This is a genomic window from Pseudoalteromonas agarivorans, assembly GCF_024518735.1.
Lineage (GTDB): Bacteria > Pseudomonadota > Gammaproteobacteria > Enterobacterales > Alteromonadaceae > Pseudoalteromonas > Pseudoalteromonas atlantica.
On sequence record NZ_JANIGJ010000001.1, the window covers coordinates 433991 to 457164 of the forward strand.

Consider the following 23174-nt stretch of genomic DNA (forward strand, 5'->3'; position numbering starts at 1 on the left):
ATGAAATATAAATTACTCGCTGCCAGTATTTTAGCGACATTGAGTACATCTGCATTAAGTGCAACCTATGAATTAACAGAACTAGGTACTCTTGACGGCGCTAAACATTCTTACGTGACTGACGTAAGCGAAAGCGGGCACATTATTGGTACTGCCAACGGATTGTATAATTTACCAATCGATATTAGCTATATCGACTTTACCGAAAGCGTTATTGAAAATGCGTACGATAGTGAAGAGTACAACTTTGAGCTAAGTGATAAAGAAATTACTTTTACACTTGATGATATAGAAAATAACGATGCGGTTTTTAATAACGCCGATGCGCATTCATTTATGGTTAGCTTTTTAGCTGGCAGACCAACGGATTACGAGTACCAAAAGTTAAGCTCGGTAGTTGGTATTAAGTTTGAAGATGGCATAGTTACTGAACAAATACTGTTTGATGAAGAGTCGGTAGATTACGATGGTTTAACGCGTTCGGTTAGTAACTTTTATAATGCGGTAAGCGAAGATGGTGTGAGCGTTGGTTGGAGTGCGGCTCCATATGATAAAGTTTTATTTACGCCAGATGATGAAGATGAAGAAGAAACATGGTTTACCCATGATTTTATTGAGCGCGGAATAGTAATTTCTGAAGATGGAACGCAAAAGGTTGAGTTAGTTCCAGACTTTGACGATTACGGCGGTACTAGCCGAGCTAACGATATTGTTAAAACAAATGACGGGTACACTGTTGTTGGTTATGTTTCAACAGGTATTCCTGAAGACAGACTTGATAATATTGAAGATAACTGTGATAACGAAGACGAGCCAACCAATACCTGTGTTGAATTATTAAATTCAAGTGTAACCACCGGCGTATTTGATGAGCGCGCTGTAAAATGGGAGCTTGATGAAGCATTTAATATCACTTCTACTGAAATACTTGGCCTTGCCTTAACGCCAGAAGAAGATGATGACTTTGCTTTTACAAGTACCGCTCTTGCGCTAAATAATAATGGCACAGTGGTGGGCTCTTCAAATGCTCGTTACTATAAAAATGACGACACTATTTTAACAATGCCTGTTTATTTTAAAAATGGTGACGTGTTTAATTTTATAGACCAAGAAGATGATTGGCTTTCTGGTAAAGCGCTTGCTGTCAATGACAACGATGTAATTGTTGGTTATGCATCAAAGCGTATTGAAACCACGATCCGTGATCAGTTTTTCTATCACGATATAAGTACTGGCAATACCGTTTTCCCTACCGGTTACTTTAATAGCTCAAGCGCTTATGGTAATGATATTAATAACCAAGGTTATGTTGTTGGTGAAGGCGAGGTAGGTACATCTGAAAACAGCCGTCGTAAAGAAGCGTTTATATATAAAATTGGTGACGATAAAATTACCAATTTAAACGATTTACTACCTTGTTATGAAACAGATGGTGAAACAGACTACGCCTACACAATGGCTGAAGCTAAAGTCATTAATGAAGACAATGAAATTTTTGGTGTAGCTACCAAAACCGTTGAAAAGCGCGATACCTTTGGTAATGTAGAAACCGATATTGAAGGTAATATTGAGTACGAGAGTGTTGCTGTTGCAGTAAAACTAACACCTATTGATGGTGAAGTAGAAGACTGTACACCCATAGAAGAAGAGCTCTATGAAAGAAGCTCAGCAAGCTTCCCTTGGTACACACTGTTATTATTGCCGCTAGTGGGCTTACGCAGAGTATTTAGATTTTAAGCTTTTTGCTTTTCATAAAAAAACCAACTTATAAAAGTTGGTTTTTTTTCGTCTATAATAAAGTGCTTGGCGTTAATTAGTTATTTCAATTTGCTTCATTAAGTCATTCTATTTGAACACTTTAATAGTTGGCTTTATTACGTATTAGTATTTCGCGCTAACCAGGCTTTGCGCACAGAGCGTCGCCAAATTATATCAATACCTAAATAAGCAATAATAGCGGCAACAGAAGCGCACACCAGTGAGCCAATTAAAAATGCAGGACCGATGGTAGAAAGGCTTTCTAAGAACCATGCCCAACTGGCTTCAAATGCAAAATGCTGCTCTGGTTGATTTAAAACAAGCGTACCTACAAGGTATGAGCCGTAAAATATTGGCGGCATAGTCAGTGGGTTGGTAAGCCACACTAATGCCACAGAAATAGGTAAGTTAACTCTAAATACAATAGCTGCCGCAGCGGCTAAAACCATTTGAAAAGGAACAGGGATGAACGCAAAAAATAAACCAACCGCAAATGCGCCCCTTGCAGAGCGTCTGTTTAAATGCCATAGGTTGGCGTCTTGTAATAGGCGGCCGAATATTCTAAGTGTTTTATGATGCCTAATTTTATTAGGATCAGGTAAAAATCGTTGGATCGTTTTCTTAGGCATTTCAAGCAACCATTTACTTCAGTGTGGATTAGTCTTGGATTTGTAATAGGTTGTATTTCAACCGTATTTTATTATCAAACCCATGAATTTACAGTCATCACAATATCTGTCCTTATTGCGAGCGCCTATTTTAAGCCGTTTTTGAATGTTTTGTTAGGGTTTATTTTAGCTATTTGCTGCATTGTTGTGCACTTTTACCTGTTTTATAGCTATACATTGCCAAATGATGAAAATAACTATGCTTACCCTGCCACAATTCTCGTTGATGACGTTATCTCTGCAAAGCAACCACAGTATATAAAAGCAACGTTATTAAAGTTAAATGGGGATGAAATACACAAATTTAAAGCACCTAAAGCCATGTTAAGTGTCGATTCTGCACAGCTTATTAAGCAGGGCGATACTTTTGAGGCAACAATAGCGCTGAAAAAATTCAGAACAATTAAAAATATCGGTGTGTTTGATAATAATGTGCATGCCTTTAAACAACGCATACTATTTAAAGGCAAAGTACTTAATAAGCAATTGCGCATTAATAACACGGCTTCACCTTCAATAATTTATAAATACAGGTCATTTTTAAAACACACTTATCAAAAAACAACGCTTAACTGGCTTTATTATGCATTGCTTAGTGGTGATAAATCACTGATGTCGTTTGAAAATAAACAAACAATGCAAAGTTTAGGGCTCAGCCATTTATTAGCCATTTCAGGGTTGCACATAGGGCTTATATTCAGCTGTTTTTATTTACTGAGTAAGTACACAGCATACATTTTGAAAATTAATGTATTGCAGTCTATTAATTTAACTATTGTTTATTGTTTTATCGGCTGGTTAGCGGCATTTATATATGTGTATTTAAGTGAATTTTTACTCTCAGCGACTCGCGCATTTATTATGTTAAGTTGCGTATTAGGTCTTTACTTTATTGCCAAACAGCCACTGCGCTGGCGAAGCATTCTATATGCTTTAGTCGCTGTATTACTCATCAATCCTTTTAATGTTTTAAACCCAGGTTTATATTTTTCTTTTATTGCGGTTGCAATTATTTTCCTTGTTATAAAGCACCTTCCTAAAACTAAATATAATTGGCTTGGCGTGTTTATAACGCTGTGTATTATTCAGCTTGCTTTATTTATTGGGCTTTTGCCTATTACCCTTATTTATTTTAGTGGGGTAAGTATTGCTGGGTTGGTTATTAATTTATTGGCAATTCCATTATTAAGCGTGGCGATTATGCCACTTTTGCTGCTATTTACGATAATAAGTGCTGTGGTAGATATAACGCCCATCATTTTATTATTCGATAGTGTACTTATAACATTGTTTAAGTATATGGATGCAATCCCTAGGCATTACAGATGGTTAGATATAGCTAAACCGCGTACATTGTACTTAGTTGCAGCTTATCTATGCATAATGATCGCTTGGTTTAGCCCCTATAAACGTTTAGCACTCATTCCTCTATGCGTTACATTAATAGATTATCTGTATTTACCAAAACCTCTTTGGCAATTTCATGTGTTTGATGTTGGGCACGGATTAATGACGTTACTCGAAAAAGACAATCAAGCGCTGGTTTACGATTTTGGCCCGAGTTACTTTAACCGTTTTAGCCGTACATACAGTGTGTTAATTCCTTATTTGAAAACACATAACTTAACCGTCAGTGATGCAATAATAAGCCATCAAGACAACGATCATGCAGGGGGCGCAGCACATTTTATTAATGCAGGATTTGGTGAAAGCTTTAAGCGTTTTCACCCACACGGCACAACCACACAGTGTATCTCTTTAGATTATAACTTTAATGGATTGCGCATTAGCAGCTTTGCTGATAGCACATTTAATAACGAAAACGATAATTCGTGTGTGCTTTTAATCAAATCACCCCAACTTACTATGTTATTAACGGGTGATATTTCTAAAGCACGTGAGCTGAGCCTTATTAAAACTCACTCATTACAGGCCGATGTGATTTTAAGCCCTCATCATGGCAGCGATACGTCTTCAAGCACGGAATTTATCAACCATGTAAATCCGCATACGGTTATTCACTCAACAGCATTTCAAGGCCAATGGCAATTTCCCAGTGAAAAAGTGGTTTCGCGCTACAAAGCAATAAATGCTAAACAGTATGTTACGGCACGTGATGGGCAAATTACGGTAAGTATTTATCAAGATAGCTTTAAAGTGACAACGGCGCGCAAAAACGAAAGTTATTGGTTTATAGAAGATTGACGTTTAGTTTTAACGGTTTGAAGGATACAATAAGGGCTGTAATTGTATAACGAGAGTAATATGAGTCAAAGTACTACACAAATTTATAAACGGTTGATTTCTTACGTTGGTGATTATAAAAGCGTTGCCTTCGTCGCTATTATTGGAATGATCGGCTATTCGGGTATGGATGCTTTATTTATTCAATTAATGAAACCCTTTATTGATGAAGGCCTAAACCAACGTAATAGCGAAGTGCTAGCTTATGCCCCTTTTGTTGTAATTGCGCTGGTAATAGGGCGTGGCCTGTTTAATTTTATGTCTTCGTATTGCCTAAGCTATGTAGGCTCGCAAGTAGTACGTTCGTTACGCCAGCAGTTATTTGAACACATATTACATTTGCCTGTTTCGTTTCATGATAAAAACTCAACAGGTGATTTAATTTCAAAAATTACTTTTGATACAGAACAAGTTCAGCAAGCAATCACCAAAGCACTGTTAATTGTTGTAAGAGAAGGCGCTTTTGTCGTTTTTTTACTTGCCCTTATGTTTTATACCAGCTGGCAGCTTTCGCTGATTTTTTTAGTGATCATTCCATTAGTGGCAATTATTGTAACGTTTGTGTCTAAACGCTTTCGCCACATTTCAAAAAATATACAGTCTGCAATGGGGCAGGTCACCCGTAGCTCTGAGCAAATGCTAAGTGGACACAAAGTTATTCATGGCTTTGGTGGGCAAAAACAAGAAATCGACCAGTTTTCAAAAATCAATAATCATAATCGTCAGCAACGTATTAAAATGGATGCCACTAAAGCGTTAAGCGTATCGGTAATTCAAGTGCTTGCAGCAAGTGCAATGGCTGTTATTTTGTGGGTTGTATCTATGCCTTCAATGATAGATACAATCAGCTCTGGCGATTTTATGGTACTCATTTCTTCTATGATGATGCTTTTACGCCCGCTTAAACAATTAGCAAACGTGAACAGTGATATGCAGCGCGGTATTTCTGCAGCGCAAAGTATTTTTTTAGTTTTAGATGAAGAAATTGAAAAAGACAAAGGTACTTACACCGTAGATAAAGTGAAGGGCGAAATTGAGGTTAAAAACGTTACCTTTAAATACCCAACTAAAGATGAGGCTGTTTTAAATAACCTATCAATAAGTATAAAAGCCGGTGAAAGCATCGCGCTTGTAGGGCGCTCAGGCTCGGGTAAATCGACTATTTCTAATTTATTACCGCGTTATTATGATTTAGAAGCACCAAGTGAAATTTTATTGGATGGCGTTGCGCTTGAGAAATATAAACTGGCCGATTTACGCCGCCAGTTTGCCTTAGTATCTCAGCAAGTTGTGTTATTTAACGACACAATTGCCAATAATATTTGTTATGGCATAAGCCGCGAAATAACACCGCAGCAGCTAGAAGAGGTGGTTAAACAAGCTCACGTGTGGGAATTTGTTAAAGACCTACCTGAGCAACTCAATACCATGGTCGGTGAAAACGGGGTGATGCTCTCTGGTGGTCAACGTCAACGTATAGCAATTGCTCGCGCTATATTAAAAGATGCACCTATTTTAATTTTAGATGAAGCAACTTCAGCCTTAGACACAGAGTCTGAAAAACTAATTCAGCAAGCTCTTGATACCCTAATGCAAGACAAAACGTCTATAGTAATCGCCCATCGTCTTTCAACCATTGAGAACAGCGACAAAATATACGTTATTGATGGTGGTCGGGTGATTGAAAGTGGCGATCATCAAAGTTTATTAGCTAAAGATGGTACTTATTCAGCTCTATGTAAAATGCAGTTTGGTGAGCACGGGTGAGTAAAATAGAGCAAAGCTGGTATAAACCATTTAGTTTTATAACGCTACTTTTACTGCCATTAGCTGCGCTTTTTTGGTTAATTTCAAGCATTAGGAAATGGTTTTTTAAGGTTGGCTTTGCCACGCCTTTTAAAGCTAAATCTAAAGTGATTGTGGTGGGCAATATAAGTGTGGGCGGAAATGGCAAAACGCCATTTGTATTATGGCTTTACGAATACTTGTCAGAGCAAGGCCTAAAAGTGGGCATTATCAGCCGAGGTTACGGCGGTAAAGCCAACAGTTACCCGCTGGTGGTAGAGCGCGGCGTAACAAGTGCACAAGCCGGTGATGAGCCAATACTTTTATTTAATCGCTTAAAATGTCCGCTTGTTGTTGGACCCGATAGAAAAGCCAACATTACATTATTAGAGCAGCAATTTTGTGTGGATGTCATAATCTCAGATGATGGTATGCAGCATTATAAAATGGCGCGCGATATAGAGTGCTGCATTGTTGATAGCCAAAGGCTATTTGGTAATGGCTTTGTTATGCCTGCAGGTCCATTACGCGAAACCACAAACAGATTAAATAGCGTTGATTTAGTGATTGAAAACGGGGGAGATGCATCCCTTAGCTACGTTTTGCAAACTGGTGCACTTAAACACGTTGCTAACAATACCCCTGTGAATAAAACAATTGAAAAAGGCCATGCGGTAAGTGCCATTGGTAACCCACAACGTTTTGAAGATTCATTAAAGGGTCAAAATATTCAGCTGCTTTCGACTCATCATTATAGAGATCACTATGCTTATAGCATGGCTGATTTTACTCAATTTAATGATGATAACGTATTAATGACAGAAAAAGATGCAGTAAAATGTAGAGACTTTGCAAAAGATACTTGGTACTACCTACCCGTAAATGCAAAACCTACAGACGCTGTAATACATAAATTAGATTTATTATTAAAACAAAAAGGGATCCTCAATGGCCTTTGATACAAAATTACTTGAAATAATTGCTTGTCCTGTGTGTAAAGGAAAGCTTCGTTTTGATAAAGAAAATGCAGAACTTATTAGTACTGCAGCTAAACTTGCATACCCAGTACGCGACGATATACCGGTACTTTTAGAAAATGAAGCGCGCGAGCTATCTCAAGATGAGGTTGATAAGTGGAATTCGTAGTTGTTATACCTGCACGTTACGCGTCTACCCGTTTGCCTGGCAAACCATTAGCTGACATATGCGGTAAACCTATGATTCAACACGTGTATGAAAAAGCGTGTTTGTCAGGTGCAAGTAAAGTGGTTATTGCAACCGATCATCAAAAAGTTTTTGATGCTGTTAAATTGTTCACAAACAATGTACTGATGACGCGAGAAGATCATCAATCGGGTACCGAACGTTTAGCAGAAGTTGTTGACTTACTTAAGCTAGACGCAGAAACCTTAGTGGTCAATGTACAAGGCGATGAGCCATTACTTGCCAGCGAAAACGTATCGCAAGTTGCCACTTTACTAAATAATTCAAGCGCGCCAATGGCAACATTAAGTGTAGCCATTGAAGAGCAAGACGAAGTGTTTAATCCTAATGCCGTGAAGGTTGTTAGTGATATTAATAAAAATGCGTTGTACTTTTCACGTGCCAGTATTCCGTTTGACAGAAGCGCAATGTTAAATAGCGACAGTGTGTTAGATATAACGCCTTTTCAGCGCCATGTGGGTATATATGCTTATCGTGCGGGCTTCATTAAGCAGTATATTGAGCTAAGTGTATCGCCGCTTGAAGTACTTGAGTCGCTAGAGCAACTTAGAGTGTTGTACCATGGTTACGCTATCAAAATTGAGCAGGCCAAAGTAACACCACATGCAGGGGTTGATACGGCCGAGGATTTAGAAAAAGTGATTGCCTACCTAAAAGCTAAGCAAGCCTAATAATGGTTAAAAGTAAATTACCCATAGTATTTAGCCACGCTGATTTTTATATATTTGAAAAACCAGCGGGGCTTAATTTTCACTCAGAAGGTGAAAAAGGGTTTGTGGTATTAGCTGAGCAGCAAACCGGCGAAAAATTATTTGCTGTTCACCGCCTTGATAAAGTGACATCTGGCCTTATTATTCTTAGTCGCAATAAAGAAGCCGCTGCTAAATTTACGTCTCTTTTCACTGAGCATGCAATAAACAAGTTTTATTTAGCAATCAGCAATGCTAAACCTAAAAAAAAGCAAGGGTGGATAAAAGGTGATATGGCTAAGTCTCGCAGGGGCATGTTTAAGCTTTTACCGACCCTGCAAAACCCGGCTATTACTCGCTTTTATTCTTTTAGTTATAAGCCGGGGTTTAGAGCGTATATTTTAAAGCCGTATTCGGGTAAAACCCACCAACTTAGAGTAGCATTAAAAAGTTTAGGGGCGCCAATTTTAGGCGATACACTTTATAGTGGCAGCGCAGCTGAGCGGGCGTATCTTCATGCCTATGCGTTAAGTTTTTTATGGCATGGGGAGCAAATTAATTGCTCTTTGCTACCTACTACGGGTGATGAGTACCAGCAATTAATTAATCAACAAGAATTTCAAGCATGGCAATCGCCGTGGCAACTGGATTGGTAAATGAGCGAAAAAGTAACAGATATTCGTTTTGGCGGGATCAAACGCCTATACGGTAACCAACAATTTGACTGGCTACAACAAGCCCATTTTTGTGTAGTAGGGATAGGCGGTGTAGGAAGTTGGGCCGCCGAAGCTTTAGCACGTACAGGCGTGGGTAAAATCACTTTAATTGATTTAGATGATATTTGCGCGACGAACGTAAATAGGCAAATTCATGCACTTAGCGGCAGTATTGGCCAAGCCAAAGTAGATGCAATGAAAAGTCGCTGCGAACTGATAAACCCCGAGTGTAAAGTAACTGTGATAGATGACTTTATTACTCTTGAAAATATTCGTGAGCATATTCAAGGTTTTGATTACGTTATTGACTGTATTGATGCAGTTAAAGAAAAAGCAGCGCTTATTGCTCATTGTAAGCGCAATAAAATGCCTATTATTACTACTGGCGGTGCGGGTGGGCAAACTGATCCTAGCCAAATAACATTTGGTGATGTGGCTAAAACCACGCAAGATCCGCTACTTGCTAAAGTGCGTTATATTTTACGCAAACAATATAATTTTAGTAACAACCCTAAACGCAAATTTAATATTGATTGTGTGTACTCAACTGAGCAACTTGTTTACCCAGGCAGTGATGGCAGTGTATGCCACGCTAAACAAAATGCTGATGGTACAATGAATATGGATTGTAATAACGGGTTTGGCTCGGTAACTATGATCACCGGAAGTTTTGGCTTTTTTGTAGCGGCTAAAGCGGTACGTAAATATTTAGATAAAAAACAGCGTTTACAACAAGCTCAATAGTTTAATTGAGCTTGTTAGTTGCCATGCTTTGAATTGCCTCGACCATGGCTTTTATTCCGTTCCCTCGTGATGCACTAAGGTGTTTAATCAAGCCTAACTTTTCAAATTCGTCATACGCATTAATATTCACGACTTCTTCAGGTGTTAAGCCATTATAAAGCGCTAAAATTATCGCTAATAAGCCTTTTACAATGCGGGTGTCTGAGTCGCCAATAACTACTAAACGATTCTCGCTATCGTCAAACTCCATAAACATCCACACTTTGCTCTCACACCCTGGCACAAGCGCGTCATCGGTTTTAAGTACATCGGCTAAAGCGGGAAGTGTTTTGCCCAGAAGCATTATTTCGCGATATTTTTGCTGCCAAGACTGCGCCTGTTGTATAGGTTTTACTACGTTTTTAAACGTATTTGTCATGAGTTATCCTAAATTAGTCTAATAATTCAATCGTTTCTTTCAAGGCATTGATCAAATTATCAACATCTTGATGGGTATTATAAAATGCAAAGCTTGCTCGAACAGTGCCTTTTACCCCTAAATGGTGCATTAATGGTTGCGTACAATGGTGTCCACTGCGTACTGCAATACCAAATCCGTCAAGCAAAGTTGCCAAATCGTAAGGGTGTTCACTTTTATAATTAAAACTAAGGGTGCCAATATTGTTGTTTAGGTCGCTATAAATAGTAATACCGTTAATTTTACTCAACTGTGTAGCTGCATAATTAAAAATAGCCTGCTCATGGCGCTGTAACTGTTGTATGTTTAGGGCTGATAAATAATCAATTGCTGCACTGAAGCCAATGACGCCGGCTATATTTGGGGTGCCGGTCTCAAATTTAGCAGGAGCGTCTCTGTAGGTGCTTTTTTCAAGCGTTACAGTATCTATCATCTCACCACCCGTTTGATACGGGGTAAGCGCATTAAGTAATTCATAGCGACCATATAAGCCCCCTACACCCGTAGGGCCAAGCATTTTATGCGCTGAGAATACATAAAAATCGCATCCAAGCTGCTTTAAATTAGGGCGTAAATGCATGGCTCCTTGTGCGCCATCAACAACAACTAACGTGCCGACTGCTTTCGCTGCAGCTATTAATGGGGCTAAATTGGTAATATTACCTAATGCGTTAGACGCTTGGCTGATACACAGCACCTTTGCTTTAGTATGTGTGATCATGTCTATACAGCGCGCTATATTAAACGTCGCGTTTTGCTCAAGGGGAAGTGCAGATAGCGTAGCCCCTGTATTTTGCGTTAATACCTGCCAAGGAACAATATTAGCGTGGTGCTCAAGGGGGGTAATTAATACCGTATCTTCACCAGTAATTTGCCTTTGGAGGCCATGAGCAAGTAAATTTAGCGCCTCCGTTGCGCCTTTTGTCCAGACGATTTCTTTAGCATTTACGTTAAAGTAATCCGCTGTTTTTAATCTTGCTTCTTCATATTGCTCTGTAGCGCGCTCGCTTAAAGTGTGGCGGCCTCTGTGAACGTTTGCGTTGCCTAAATTATAAAAGCGAGTGGTTGCATCAATAACGCTCTGTGGCTTTTGCGAGGTTGCGCCAGAGTCTAAATAAACTAAAGGGTTGCCATTAAGGGTTTGGTTTAAAGTAGGGAAGTCGTTGCGAATTTTTGTTATATCAAACTCTTGAGAAGGCATGGCTATTCAACATCTATAAATTTAGGCAGGGATTGTAATCGGTTTCATAAAATTGACAAGCAAAGCGCACAAAAAAGGCCGCAAAAGCGGCCTTTTTTAACTAACTAAGCTTAGCGCTTGTCAGTTGATACGAAGTCACGTTGAGTGTAACCAGTATACATTTGACGAGGGCGGCTGATCTTATGACCAGGTTGAGATAGCATCTCATCCCAGTGAGTGATCCAACCAACAGTACGTGCCATTGCAAAAATTACAGTGAACATGCTTGTTGGAATACCAATCGCTTTTAAGATAATACCTGAGTAGAAATCAACGTTAGGGTAAAGTTTCTTCTCTACAAAGTATGGGTCTTCAAGGGCAATTTGTTCAAGCTTCATTGCAATATCAAGAAGCGGATCTTGAATGTTAAGCTCTTCTAATACTTCGTGACACGTTTGACGCATTACTGTAGCGCGTGGGTCGAAGTTTTTGTAAACACGGTGACCAAAGCCCATAAGACGGAATGGATCAGACTTATCTTTTGCTTTTGCTACGTACTCATCAATACGATCAACAGAACCAATCTCTTCTAACATGTTTAAACATGCTTCGTTAGCACCGCCGTGAGCAGGGCCCCAAAGAGATGCGATACCCGCTGCAATACAAGCATATGGGTTAGCGCCTGAAGAACCCGCTAAACGAACTGTTGACGTTGAAGCGTTTTGCTCATGATCAGCATGAAGCATGAAGATTTTATCCATTGCTTTAGCTGTCACAGGGTTAACTTTGTATTCTTCAGCCGGTACAGAGAACATCATGTGTAAGAAGTTTTCTGCGTAGCTTAAATCGTTACGTGGGTAAACAAACGGTTGACCAATGTTTGTTTTGTACGCCATAGCTGCAATAGTCGGTAATTTAGCGACAAGTTTAATCGCGCTTGTTTTACGTTGGCTTGCATCAGTAATATCAAGATCTTCGTGGTAAAAAGAAGATAATGCGCCTACTACACCACATAGCATTGCCATTGGGTGAGCATCGAAGCGGAAACCTTGGAAAAAGTTAGCAATTTTCTCATCAAGCATGGTGTTATGCGTGATTTCTTTTGCAAATACATCGTATTGCTCTTTAGTTGGTAACTCACCGTTTAATAGTAAGTAACAAAGCTCGATGTAGTTAGAGTCTTCAGCTAATTGCTCAATTGGGTAACCACGGTGAAGTAATACACCTTTACCACCATCAATGTAGGTGATTGCAGATTCACAAGAGCCAGTCGACATGAAACCTGGGTCATAAGTAAAGTGACCGTGTGAACCTAACGTACGTACGTCGATCACATCTTGGCCAGCAGTGCCTTGATAAATTGGAAGTTCGATTGGATCTAGTCCATCAATATGGACTGTGGCTTTTTTATCTGCCATCTATGTATCTCCTATTAAGATATCTATTCTGATTTTTAGATTTTTAAAGTTCTGAAATCTTGTTTTAAGCACATCTTCGCATTTTAACGTGAAAGAGGGGGTTAAAGTCAATTTTTATAAACATTATGCATATATGTATAATAAATATTCGGTATTAATTAAATATTATACTATCGGCTAATTCGCAAACGTCTCTAACTAAACAAGAATTGTAAAACAACCTTTGGGTATATATACTATCGGAGGTTTTAAACCGCTTTGTATTTAGGTAAACATATTTTTACAGCGTAATTTTTGCAGATTTGTGAACTTTTGCTGTATTGACACGTTTACTTTGATAGTTCCACCAGAAATTTTGGTGGGTTTTAGAAAAACAAGTAGATGAGCTCCAATGTGAGCAAGATGGGCAAGTAACTGTGAAAAAGCAAAGACCTGTAAATCTAGATCTAACAACTATATCTATGCCGGCAACGGCTAAAGCATCAATCTTTCACCGCGTCACCGGTGTTGCATTATTTTTTGCTTTAACGTTTGTCATTTGGGCTTGGTCTGAGTCTCTTTCTTCAGCTGAAGGTTTTGAATTCGTCAAGGGTCTGTTTAGCGGATTCATTGCCAAATTCATAGCTTGGGGCACACTTTCTGTATTGGGTTATCACCTTATTGGTGGTATCCGTCACATCATTATGGATATGGGCCACTGGGAAGAACTTGAATCAGGTAACCTTAGCGCTAAAATTGCAATGGCACTTGGCGTTGTATTTGCCGTACTGGCAGGGGTGTGGATATGGTCTTAAATCAAGCAACTCTTAAACGTGATGGTGTACAAGATTTCGTATCTTTACGTACCACGGCACTAGTAATCACCGCATACGCGATTTTTATTATCGGCTATTTTTTAGCAACGCCAGAAGTCACTTTCGAAGCCTGGACAGGCCTATTCTCTAATCTAGCAATGAAGGGTTTTACACTTATTACTCTTGTATGCATGATGGTTCATACCCGCATTGGCCTTTGGCAAGTTTTAACGGATTACGTTAAAAACGCTAAACTACGCGCTGTTTTAGGCTTTGTATTAAACCTGATGGCCGTTGCTTACGTAGCTATTGGTCTAATCGTTTTATGGGGTGTTTAAGTGAAATATTCTGTTCGTGAATTTGACGCCGTAGTAATTGGTGCAGGTGGTGCTGGTATGCGCGCCGCTCTTGCCATTACCGAATCTGGCAAAACGTGTGCATTAATATCTAAAGTATTCCCAACACGCTCACACACTGTATCTGCACAGGGTGGTATTACAGTAGCGCTAGGTAATTCACACGAAGACAACTGGGAATGGCATATGTACGATACCGTTAAAGGTTCCGATTTTATCGGTGACCAAGACGCTATCGAATACATGTGTCAAACAGGCCCAGAAGCTATTACTGAATTAGAAAACATGGGTTTACCATTTTCTCGTTTTGAAAATGGCCGTGTTTACCAACGTCCTTTCGGTGGTCAATCGAAAAACTTTGGTGGTGAACAAGCTGCACGTACCGCAGCAGCAGCTGACCGTACTGGTCATGCTTTATTACACCTTCTATACCAACAAAACGTTAAAAACCAAACTAATGTATTCTCTGAGTGGTACGCACTAGATTTAGTTAAAAACGACAATGGCGATGTAGTAGGCTGTACAGCAATTGAGATTGAAACAGGTGAAATCACTTTCTTCAAATCAAAAGCTGTTGTACTTGCAACCGGCGGTGCTGGTCGTATTTTCGCATCAACAACCAATGCTCACATTAATACGGGTGATGGTGTTGGTATGGCAGCCCGTGCAGGCGTTGCTATGCAAGATATGGAAATGTGGCAATTCCATCCAACGGGTATTGCAGGCGCTGGTACACTTGTAACGGAAGGTTGTCGTGGTGAAGGTGGTTATCTTTTAAATAAAGATGGCGAACGCTTCATGGAACGTTATGCACCAAACGCTAAAGACTTAGCGTCTCGTGACGTTGTAGCACGTTCAATGATGACTGAAATCCGTGAAGGCCGTGGCTGTGATGGTCCTTGGGGTCCACACCTTAAGCTGAAACTTGACCACTTAGGTGAAGAAACGCTTAACTTACGTCTACCAGGCGTATGTGACCTTGCTAAAACTTTCGCACACGTTGACCCTGCTAAAGAGCCAATTCCAGTAATACCAACTTGTCACTACATGATGGGTGGTGTTCCAACTAACGTAAATGGTCAAGCGCTACAAATCGATGCTAACGGTAACGAAAAAGTAGTAGAAGGCTTATTTGCAGTAGGTGAAATTGCCTGTGTATCTGTACATGGTGCAAACCGCCTAGGTGGTAACTCATTACTTGATTTAGTTGTATTTGGCCGTGCTGCGGGTAACTTCCTAGGTAAATACCTAAACGAAGTTGAAATTACTAAAGCACCGACAGCATCTGATATTGACGCGTCTCTTGCACGCTTTAACCGTTGGGAAAATTCAACGGCTGGCCAAGGTGAAGACCCAGTTCAAATCAAAAAAGACCTACAACAATGTATGCAGCTTAACTTCTCGGTATTCCGTGAAGGTGAGTCTATGGCGACAGGTCTAAAAGAGCTTAAAGAAATTCGTGAACGTCTGCAGCATGCACGTCTTGATGATAAATCATCAGACTTCAACACGCAGCGTATCGAATGTCTTGAACTAGACAACTTAATGGAAACAGCTTACTCAACTGCAGTAGCTGCAAACTTCCGTACTGAAAGCCGTGGTGCACACTCTCGCTTTGACTACCCAGATCGTGATGACGAAAACTGGTTATGTCACTCAGTATTCAATCCGGTAACGGATGAAATGAGCAAGCGTGACGTAAACTACGCGCCTAAGACGCGTGAAGCGTTCCCACCTAAAGCACGTACCTACTAGGAGCGAGACGATGGCACAAGTACAATTTTCAGTTTATCGTTACAATCCGGATGTTGATAACGCACCTCGTATGCAAGAATATACTTTGCAAACAGAGGAAGGTCAGGACATGATGGTATTGGATGCACTTTTATTATTAAAAGAGCAAGATCCAACATTATCATTCCGTCGCTCATGTCGTGAAGGCGTGTGTGGCTCTGATGGCGTTAACATGAATGGTAAAAATGGTTTAGCATGTATTACACCATTATCTACGCTGCAAAAAGGCGGCAAAGGTACTATTGTAATTCGTCCTTTACCTGGCTTACCTGTGGTACGTGACCTTGTTATTGACATGAGTCAGTTCTACACTCAGTACGAAAAAGTTAAACCATACCTAATTAACGATCAGCCAGCGGCTGGTGAGCGTCTTCAATCTATTGAAGAACGTGATAAATTAGATGGACTTTACGAGTGTATTTTATGTGCATGTTGTTCTACATCGTGTCCTTCGTTCTGGTGGAATCCAGACAAGTTCATTGGTCCAGCAGGCCTTCTTCATGCTTACCGTTTCTTGGCAGATAGCCGCGATACGGCAACTGAAGAACGTTTAGCAGACTTAGACGATGCGTTCAGTGTGTTCCGTTGCCACAGTATCATGAACTGTGTTAGCGTTTGTCCTAAGGGTCTTAACCCGACCAAAGCAATTGGACAAATTAAATCTATGTTATTAAACCGCGCGGTTTAATCACTTAGTAACGTAAGATGGCTAATATTTTTATTAGCCATCTTGTTATGACAACTATTAATTTCTGCGCTAAAGAAAAGGGCTTATAAATGCACGAAGGTGTGATGAAGGCATGGCTAGAATCTTCACATTTAAACGGCGGCAACGTTGCTTATGTAGAAGAGCTTTATGAAGCGTATTTAGATGATGCGACTTCTGTGCCAGAAGAATGGCGAGAAGTGTTCGAACAATTACCAAAAGTAGATGGTGTGGATGTTGAAGTAAAGCATTCAGAAGTTCGTTCACAGTTTGCGGCGCTTGCTAAAAACAAGCATAGAGAGGTAGTGGTAGCAGAGGGTAGTGGCGGTGACCTTAAACAGGTTAAAGTACTACAACTTATTAATGCTTTCCGCTTTCGAGGACACCAAAATGCTAACCTAGATCCATTAGGCATTTGGCAACGAGAGCGTGTTCGAGATTTAGAGCTAGAATACCACGACTTATCTAAAGCTGATTTTGACCGCGAATTTAACGTAGGATCGTTTGCCGTAGGCCGCGATACTATGCCTTTAGGTGAACTATATCAGGCACTTAAAACCACCTATTGTGGTTCTATTGGTGCTGAGTATATGCACATCACATCAACAGAAGAAAAGCGTTGGTTACAACAGCGTTTAGAATCTGTTCAATCACGACCTACTTTTTCTAAAGAAGAAAAACTGCGTATCCTTAAAGGATTAACCGCAGCAGATGGTCTTGAAAAATATTTAGGTGCAAAGTTCCCAGGTGCTAAGCGTTTCTCACTTGAAGGTGGTGATGCGTTAGTTCCTATGCTTAAAGAACTTATTCACCGTGCTGGCGAAAGCGGGCAAAAAGAAGCAGTTATTGGTATGGCCCACCGTGGTCGCTTAAACGTATTAGTTAATGTGTTAGGTAAAAACCCATCTGAGTTATTCGATGAGTTTGCTGGTAAACACAAAGACACGTTAAGCTCTGGTGACGTTAAATACCATATGGGTTATTCATCTGACTTTGCGACCAAAGGTGGCAATGTTCATATGGCACTTGCGTTTAACCCTTCTCACCTAGAAATTGTTAACCCTGTGGTTATGGGCTCAGTAAGAGCACGTTTAGACCGTTTAGGTGACAGTTCAGGTAGCAAAGCATTACCTATTACTATCCACGGTGATTCTGCGATTACAGGCCAAGGTGTTGTACAAGAAACATTTAACTTGTCGCAAACAAATGCCTTCTCATGTGGTGGTAGTATCCGTATTGTTGTAAATAACCAAGTTGGTTTTACAACCTCAAAACAAGACGACGTACGTTCTACAGATTACTGTACTGACATTGCTAAAATGGTTCAGTCACCAATCTTCCACGTTAACTCTGATGACCCTGAAGCCGTTGCATTTGTTACACAACTTGCACTTGATTTTAGAAACCAGTTTAAACGTGACGTAGTAATCGATTTAGTATGTTATCGCCGCCATGGTCATAACGAAGCTGATGAGCCTAATGCAACACAGCCTCTTATGTACCAAAAAATTAAAAAGCATGCGGTTCCACGTTTAATTTACGCTGATCAACTTATGTCTGAAGGCTCATTCACTGAGAGTGAAATTAAAGCATTAGCTGATGAATACCGTAACGGCTTAGATGAAGGTAACTGTGTTGTTGAAGAAATTCAGCCAGAAACTTCGCACTCATCTGATTGGGCAAAATATGTTGGCCATGAGTGGAATGTTGAGTACGACGCAAGCGTACCGGTAGATAAGCTAAAAGCACTTGGCGAACAAGTAGCGCAGTTCCCTGAGCAATATAAAGCACAGTCTCGTGTTAAAAAGATTTACGATGACCGTAAGCTTATGGCAAGTGGCGAAAAACCACTAGATTGGGGTATGGCAGAAACACTTGCTTATGCAACAATTGCCTCTGAAGGCACAGATATACGTTTAACTGGCCAAGACTCAGGGCGTGGTACTTTCTTCCACCGCCATGCTGTAGTACATAGCCAGTCAGATGGTTCAACTTACCTCCCTCTTCAAAATTTAAGTGAAGACCAAGGTACTTTTGAAGTATTTGATTCTGTTTTATCAGAAGAAGCGGTACTTGCTTTTGAATATGGTTATGCAACAGCTGAACCTACATCATTAGTCCTTTGGGAAGCCCAATTTGGTGACTTCGCAAATGGTGCACAAGTCGTATTTGACCAGTTCTTAAGCTCTGGTGAGCAAAAGTGGGGCCGTTTATGTGGCTTAACATGTTTGCTTCCGCATGGTTATGAAGGTCAAGGTCCAGAGCATAGTTCTGCACGTTTAGAGCGTTTTTTACAGCTTTGTGCTGATCACAACATGCAAGTATGTGTTCCTTCAACACCTGCACAAGTTTACGCTATGCTTCGTCGTCAATCAGTTAGACCACTTCGTCGTCCATTGATTGTAATGACACCAAAATCACTACTTCGTCACCCACTTGCGGTATCTTCACTTGAAGAACTTTCACAAGGTGTATTCCATAATATGATCGACGAAATCGATGATATTAACCCTGAGAAAGTAGAACGCGTAGTATTTTGTAGTGGTAAAGTTTACTACGAACTATTACAAGAGCGTCGTAAGCTTGAGCAAGACAACATTGCTATTGTACGTGTGGAGCAGTTATACCCGTTCCCACATGCAGAAATGGACACGATTATGGAACGTTACCAACACGTTACTGATTTTGTTTGGTGTCAAGAAGAGCCGCAAAACCAAGGTGCTTGGTACTGTTCGCAACATCACTTTATTGATGCAATCCCACAGGGTGCTAAATTGACTTACGCAGGGCGTAAGGCGTCGGCATCTCCAGCGTGTGGTTACATGTCAGTACATACTAAAGAACAACAAGCGCTCGTTGCAGACGCGCTTACTATACAAAAGAAAGGATAAGCAATGAGCACAGAAATTAAAGTTCCTGTTCTTCCTGAGTCGGTTGCAGATGCTACCGTTGCTACATGGCATGTAAGTGTAGGCGACAAAGTAAGCCGTGACCAAAACTTAGTAGACATTGAAACAGATAAAGTGGTTTTAGAAGTGGTTGCACAAAATGACGGTGTAATTACTGAAATATCACAAGAAGAAGGTGCAACGGTACTTGGCGACCAAGTTATCGGTTTACTTGGTGATGCTGATGCAGCACCAGCAAGTGACAGTGCTCCGGCTAAAGAAGAAGCCGCACCTGAAAAATCAGAAGACGCGCCTGCGGCGCAATCAGCTCCAGCATCAGAAGGTAAAGAAGTGGACATTAAAGTACCTGTACTTCCAGAATCAGTTGCAGACGCAACAATTGCTACATGGCATGTACAACCAGGTGAAGCGGTAACTCGCGACCAAAACTTGGTAGATATTGAAACTGATAAAGTTGTTCTTGAAGTAGTAGCTCAAGAAGACGGTATCATGGGCGAGCAACTAAACGCAGAAGGCGATACTGTACTTGGCGAACAAGTTATTGGTAACGTTAAAGCGGGCGGCGCTCCAGCGGCACCTGCAGCTAAAGCAGAAGAAGCGCCTGCTGCAAGTGAGTCTAACGATAGCTCAGATGTGTTAACGCCGTCTGTACGTCGTTTAATCGCTGAAAAAGGGCTTGATGCGTCTAAAATTAAAGGCACAGGTAAAAACGGCCGTGTAACTAAAGAAGACGTTGATACTTTCTTAAAAGCACCTGCTCCAGCTGCTAAAAAAGAAGCTGCTTCAGCACCTGCTGCACCTATGGGTGACCGTACACAAAAACGTGTACCAATGACGCGCTTACGTAAAACCATTGCTAATCGTTTATTAGAAGCGAAAAACTCAACAGCAATGTTAACTACATTTAACGAAGTAAACATGAAACCTATCATGGACCTTCGTAAGCAATACCAAGAAGTATTCGAGAAGCGTCACGGTATTCGTTTAGGCTTTATGTCTTTCTACGTGAAAGCAGTAACTGAAGCACTTAAGCGTTTCCCTGACGTAAATGCATCAATTGATGGTGACGATATTGTTTACCACAATTACTTTGATATCAGCATCGCTGTATCTACACCACGTGGTTTAGTTACACCAGTACTTAAAGATTGCGACAAACTATCTGTTGCTGAAATCGAGAAAGGTATTCGTGAATTAGCCCTTAAAGGCCGTGATGGTAAACTAACACTTGACGATATGACAGGTGGTAACTTTACCATTACTAACGGTGGTGTATTTGGTTCGTTACTTTCTACGCCTATTATTAACTTACCACAGTCATCAATCTTGGGTATGCACAAAATCCAAGAGCGTCCTATGGCTGTAAATGGTAAAGTTGAAATTCTTCCTATGATGTATTTGGCACTATCTTACGATCACCGCCAAATCGATGGTAAAGAATCTGTTGGTTTCTTAGTGACTATTAAAGAGTTACTTGAAGATCCAACTCGCTTATTACTGGATGTTTAATCGAGTAGTATGAAATATAAGCTGTGAATGACAATTCACAGCTTTTTTTTTGCGCCTTTGGTGTTACTGGGGTTTTCATGTTAAGCCTTGGGATCTATACTAGGTGCGCAATTTGGGATAGCTGTTTATTTGCATAAATATTCAGCTCTTTTAGTATAAAAAATTGGATAAAGCATCATGAATTTGCATGAGTATCAGGCAAAACAACTTTTTGCCGAATATGGTTTACCAGTTTCTCAAGGTTTCGCTTGCGATACACCTGAAGAAGCTGCAGCAGCTGCCGAAAAAATTGGCGGTGATATGTGGGTTGTTAAAACTCAGGTTCACGCAGGTGGCCGTGGTAAAGCTGGCGGTGTTAAGCTAGTTAAAACAATCGAAGAAGTAAAAGAATTCGCTGCAAACTGGTTAGGTAAAAACTTAGTTACTTACCAAACAGACGAAAATGGTCAGCCTGTTGCTAAAATTTTAGTAGAAAGCTGTACAGATATCGCTAACGAATTGTACTTAGGTGCAGTTGTTGACCGTGCTTCTCGCAAAGTTGTTTTCATGGCGTCTACTGAAGGCGGTGTTGAAATTGAAACTGTTGCTGAAGAAACTCCAGAGCTTATCCACAAAGCAGAGATCGATCCATTAGTGGGTCCTCAAGCTTACCAAGCACGTGAGTTAGGTTTTAAATTGGGTCTTAACCCTACACAAATGAAGCAGTTCGTTAAGATCTTTATGGGTCTTGGCAACATGTTCAACGATTTTGATTTCGCTCTTCTTGAAATCAACCCGTTAGTAATCACAGACGAAGGTAACCTTCACTGTCTTGACGGCAAAATCGGTATCGATGGTAATGCACTTTACCGTCAACCAAAAATCCGTGAAATGCACGATCCATCTCAAGAAGATGCACGTGAAGCTCACGCAGCAAGCTTCGAGCTTAACTACGTAGCACTAGATGGTAACGTAGGTTGTATGGTTAACGGTGCAGGCCTAGCGATGGGTACTATGGACATCGTAAACCTACACGGCGGCAAGCCAGCTAACTTCCTAGATGTTGGTGGCGGCGCGACTAAAGAGCGTGTTTCTGAAGCATTCAAAATCATCCTTTCTGACGATAACGTAAAAGCTGTTTTAGTTAACATCTTTGGTGGTATCGTACGTTGTGACATGATTGCTGAAGGTATCATTGGCGCAGTTAAAGAAGTAGGTGTAAACGTGCCTGTAGTTGTACGTTTAGAAGGTACTAACGCTGAATTAGGTCGTGACGTTCTTAAGAACTCTGGCCTAGATATCATCGCTGCTGAATCACTAACAGACGCTGCTGAGAAAGTTGTAGCTGCTGCGGAGGGCAAATAATGTCTGTATTAATCAATAAAGATACAAAAGTTATCTGTCAAGGTTTCACTGGTGGTCAAGGTACTTTCCACTCTGAGCAAGCGCTTGAGTACGGTACACAAATGGTTGGTGGTGTAAGCCCAGGTAAAGGCGGTCAAACGCACCTTGGTCTTCCAGTATTCAACACAGTACGCGATGCAGTTAAAGAAACAGGCGCAACAGCGTCAGTTATCTACGTACCAGCACCGTTCTGTAAAGATGCAATCTTAGAAGCTATCGATGCGGGCATCGAGCTAATTGTTTGTATCACTGAAGGTATCCCAACACTAGACATGGTTGACGTTAAAGTTAAGCTTGATAACTCTGGTGTTCGTATGATCGGTCCTAACTGTCCAGGTGTTATCACTCCTGGTGAGACTAAGATTGGTATCATGCCTGGTCACATCCACAAGCCTGGTAAAGTAGGTATTGTTTCTCGCTCTGGTACTTTAACGTACGAAGCAGTTAAACAAACTACAGACGCTGGTTTTGGTCAGTCTACGTGTGTTGGTATTGGTGGCGACCCAATCCCAGGTACTAACTTTATCGACGTGCTAGAAATGTTCGAAAAAGATCCACAAACTGAAGCAATCGTAATGATTGGTGAAATTGGTGGTACTGCAGAAGAAGAAGCTGCAGAGTACATTAAAGCTAACGTAACTAAGCCTGTTGTTTCTTACATTGCTGGTGTAACTGCACCAGAAGGTAAGCGTATGGGTCACGCTGGCGCAATCATCGCAGGCGGTAAAGGTACTGCTGATGAGAAATTTGCTGCACTAGAAGCTGCTGGCGTACAAACTGTACGTTCACTTGCTGATATCGGTAAAGCACTTAAAGAGAAAACAGGCTGGTAATCAGTTT

At 40.6% G+C, this 23174-nt stretch carries 20 protein-coding genes; 16 read left to right on the forward strand and 4 right to left on the reverse strand.

Annotated features, from left to right (window positions below; translation table 11 throughout):
- Positions 1-1737, forward strand: coding sequence for a DUF3466 family protein (locus tag NQT65_RS01900; protein WP_256845019.1), 1737 nt, complete (start codon positions 1-3; stop codon positions 1735-1737).
- Positions 1738-1874: 137 nt separating this feature from the next.
- Here the strand turns inward: NQT65_RS01900 and NQT65_RS01905 are convergent, their stop codons facing one another.
- The gene (locus NQT65_RS01905) at positions 1875-2387 is read right to left on the reverse strand and encodes a DUF2062 domain-containing protein (RefSeq protein WP_024033538.1); all 513 of its coding nucleotides are present in this window, start codon (positions 2385-2387) and stop codon (positions 1875-1877) included.
- Between NQT65_RS01905 and NQT65_RS01910 the strand changes: the two genes are divergently transcribed.
- Genes NQT65_RS01910 through tcdA form a run of 7 tightly spaced genes read left to right on the forward strand, consistent with a single transcriptional unit; the run spans position 2367 to position 9828 of the window.
- The gene (locus NQT65_RS01910) at positions 2367-4631 is read left to right on the forward strand and encodes a DNA internalization-related competence protein ComEC/Rec2 (protein ID WP_256850362.1); all 2265 of its coding nucleotides are present in this window, start codon (positions 2367-2369) and stop codon (positions 4629-4631) included. The two genes, NQT65_RS01905 and NQT65_RS01910, sit on opposite strands and share 21 nt — an antisense overlap.
- A 60-nt stretch (positions 4632-4691) precedes the next feature.
- Complete coding sequence (gene msbA / locus NQT65_RS01915) at positions 4692-6437, forward strand: lipid A export permease/ATP-binding protein MsbA (protein WP_004586694.1); 1746 nt, start codon at positions 4692-4694, stop codon at positions 6435-6437.
- Entirely contained in the window at positions 6434-7414 is a 981-nt protein-coding gene (lpxK, locus tag NQT65_RS01920) for a tetraacyldisaccharide 4'-kinase (protein ID WP_256850363.1), read from the forward strand. Before msbA ends, lpxK begins: the two co-directional genes overlap by 4 nt.
- On the forward strand, positions 7404-7601 hold the full coding sequence (locus tag NQT65_RS01925; RefSeq protein WP_004586692.1) for a Trm112 family protein: 198 nt from the start codon (positions 7404-7406) through the stop codon (positions 7599-7601). Before lpxK ends, NQT65_RS01925 begins: the two co-directional genes overlap by 11 nt.
- The gene (gene kdsB, locus NQT65_RS01930; RefSeq protein ID WP_256850364.1) at positions 7589-8350 is read left to right on the forward strand and encodes a 3-deoxy-manno-octulosonate cytidylyltransferase; all 762 of its coding nucleotides are present in this window, start codon (positions 7589-7591) and stop codon (positions 8348-8350) included. The genes NQT65_RS01925 and kdsB overlap by 13 nt, the downstream gene beginning before the upstream one ends.
- Positions 8351-8352: 2 nt before the next feature.
- Positions 8353-9024: a TIGR01621 family pseudouridine synthase gene (locus tag NQT65_RS01935; RefSeq protein ID WP_256850365.1), complete on the forward strand. Its 672-nt coding sequence runs from the start codon at positions 8353-8355 to the stop codon at positions 9022-9024.
- Positions 9025-9828: a tRNA cyclic N6-threonylcarbamoyladenosine(37) synthase TcdA gene (gene tcdA / locus NQT65_RS01940; protein WP_004586689.1), complete on the forward strand. Its 804-nt coding sequence runs from the start codon at positions 9025-9027 to the stop codon at positions 9826-9828.
- Between the two features lies 1 nt (position 9829).
- Here tcdA and NQT65_RS01945 read toward each other — a convergent pair whose 3' ends face one another.
- From NQT65_RS01945 to NQT65_RS01955, 3 genes are all read right to left on the reverse strand, one after another.
- A complete protein-coding gene (locus NQT65_RS01945; protein ID WP_004586688.1) occupies positions 9830-10246 on the reverse strand; it encodes a SufE family protein in 417 nt (138 codons plus the stop codon).
- A gap of 13 nt (positions 10247-10259) precedes the next feature.
- Positions 10260-11486, reverse strand: a complete 1227-nt coding sequence (locus NQT65_RS01950; protein ID WP_256850366.1) for an aminotransferase class V-fold PLP-dependent enzyme — start codon at positions 11484-11486, stop codon at positions 10260-10262.
- Between the two features lie 110 nt (positions 11487-11596).
- Positions 11597-12883, reverse strand: a complete 1287-nt coding sequence (locus tag NQT65_RS01955; RefSeq protein WP_126007169.1) for a citrate synthase — start codon at positions 12881-12883, stop codon at positions 11597-11599.
- Between the two features lie 416 nt (positions 12884-13299).
- Between NQT65_RS01955 and sdhC the strand changes: the two genes are divergently transcribed.
- The 8 genes from sdhC to sucD all read left to right on the forward strand — a co-directional run bounded on the left by sdhC (position 13300) and on the right by sucD (position 23167).
- Positions 13300-13677, forward strand: coding sequence for a succinate dehydrogenase, cytochrome b556 subunit (gene sdhC, locus NQT65_RS01960; RefSeq protein WP_084554498.1), 378 nt, complete (start codon positions 13300-13302; stop codon positions 13675-13677).
- Positions 13668-14015 (forward strand): succinate dehydrogenase, hydrophobic membrane anchor protein, encoded by a 348-nt coding sequence (sdhD, locus tag NQT65_RS01965; RefSeq protein WP_004586684.1) that lies wholly within the window; start codon positions 13668-13670, stop codon positions 14013-14015. Before sdhC ends, sdhD begins: the two co-directional genes overlap by 10 nt.
- A complete protein-coding gene (sdhA, locus tag NQT65_RS01970) occupies positions 14016-15788 on the forward strand; it encodes a succinate dehydrogenase flavoprotein subunit (protein WP_004586683.1) in 1773 nt (590 codons plus the stop codon).
- 10 nt (positions 15789-15798) lie between these two features.
- The gene (locus tag NQT65_RS01975; RefSeq protein WP_004586682.1) at positions 15799-16515 is read left to right on the forward strand and encodes a succinate dehydrogenase iron-sulfur subunit; all 717 of its coding nucleotides are present in this window, start codon (positions 15799-15801) and stop codon (positions 16513-16515) included.
- A gap of 89 nt (positions 16516-16604) precedes the next feature.
- Positions 16605-19424, forward strand: coding sequence for a 2-oxoglutarate dehydrogenase E1 component (locus NQT65_RS01980; RefSeq protein WP_004586681.1), 2820 nt, complete (start codon positions 16605-16607; stop codon positions 19422-19424).
- Between the two features lie 3 nt (positions 19425-19427).
- On the forward strand, positions 19428-20951 hold the full coding sequence (gene odhB, locus NQT65_RS01985; RefSeq protein WP_024033546.1) for a 2-oxoglutarate dehydrogenase complex dihydrolipoyllysine-residue succinyltransferase: 1524 nt from the start codon (positions 19428-19430) through the stop codon (positions 20949-20951).
- Positions 20952-21128: 177 nt separating this feature from the next.
- Positions 21129-22295 (forward strand): ADP-forming succinate--CoA ligase subunit beta, encoded by a 1167-nt coding sequence (sucC, locus tag NQT65_RS01990; protein WP_004586679.1) that lies wholly within the window; start codon positions 21129-21131, stop codon positions 22293-22295.
- Positions 22295-23167, forward strand: coding sequence for a succinate--CoA ligase subunit alpha (gene sucD, locus NQT65_RS01995; RefSeq protein ID WP_004586678.1), 873 nt, complete (start codon positions 22295-22297; stop codon positions 23165-23167). The genes sucC and sucD overlap by 1 nt, the downstream gene beginning before the upstream one ends.
- Positions 23168-23174: the final 7 nt, after the last annotated feature.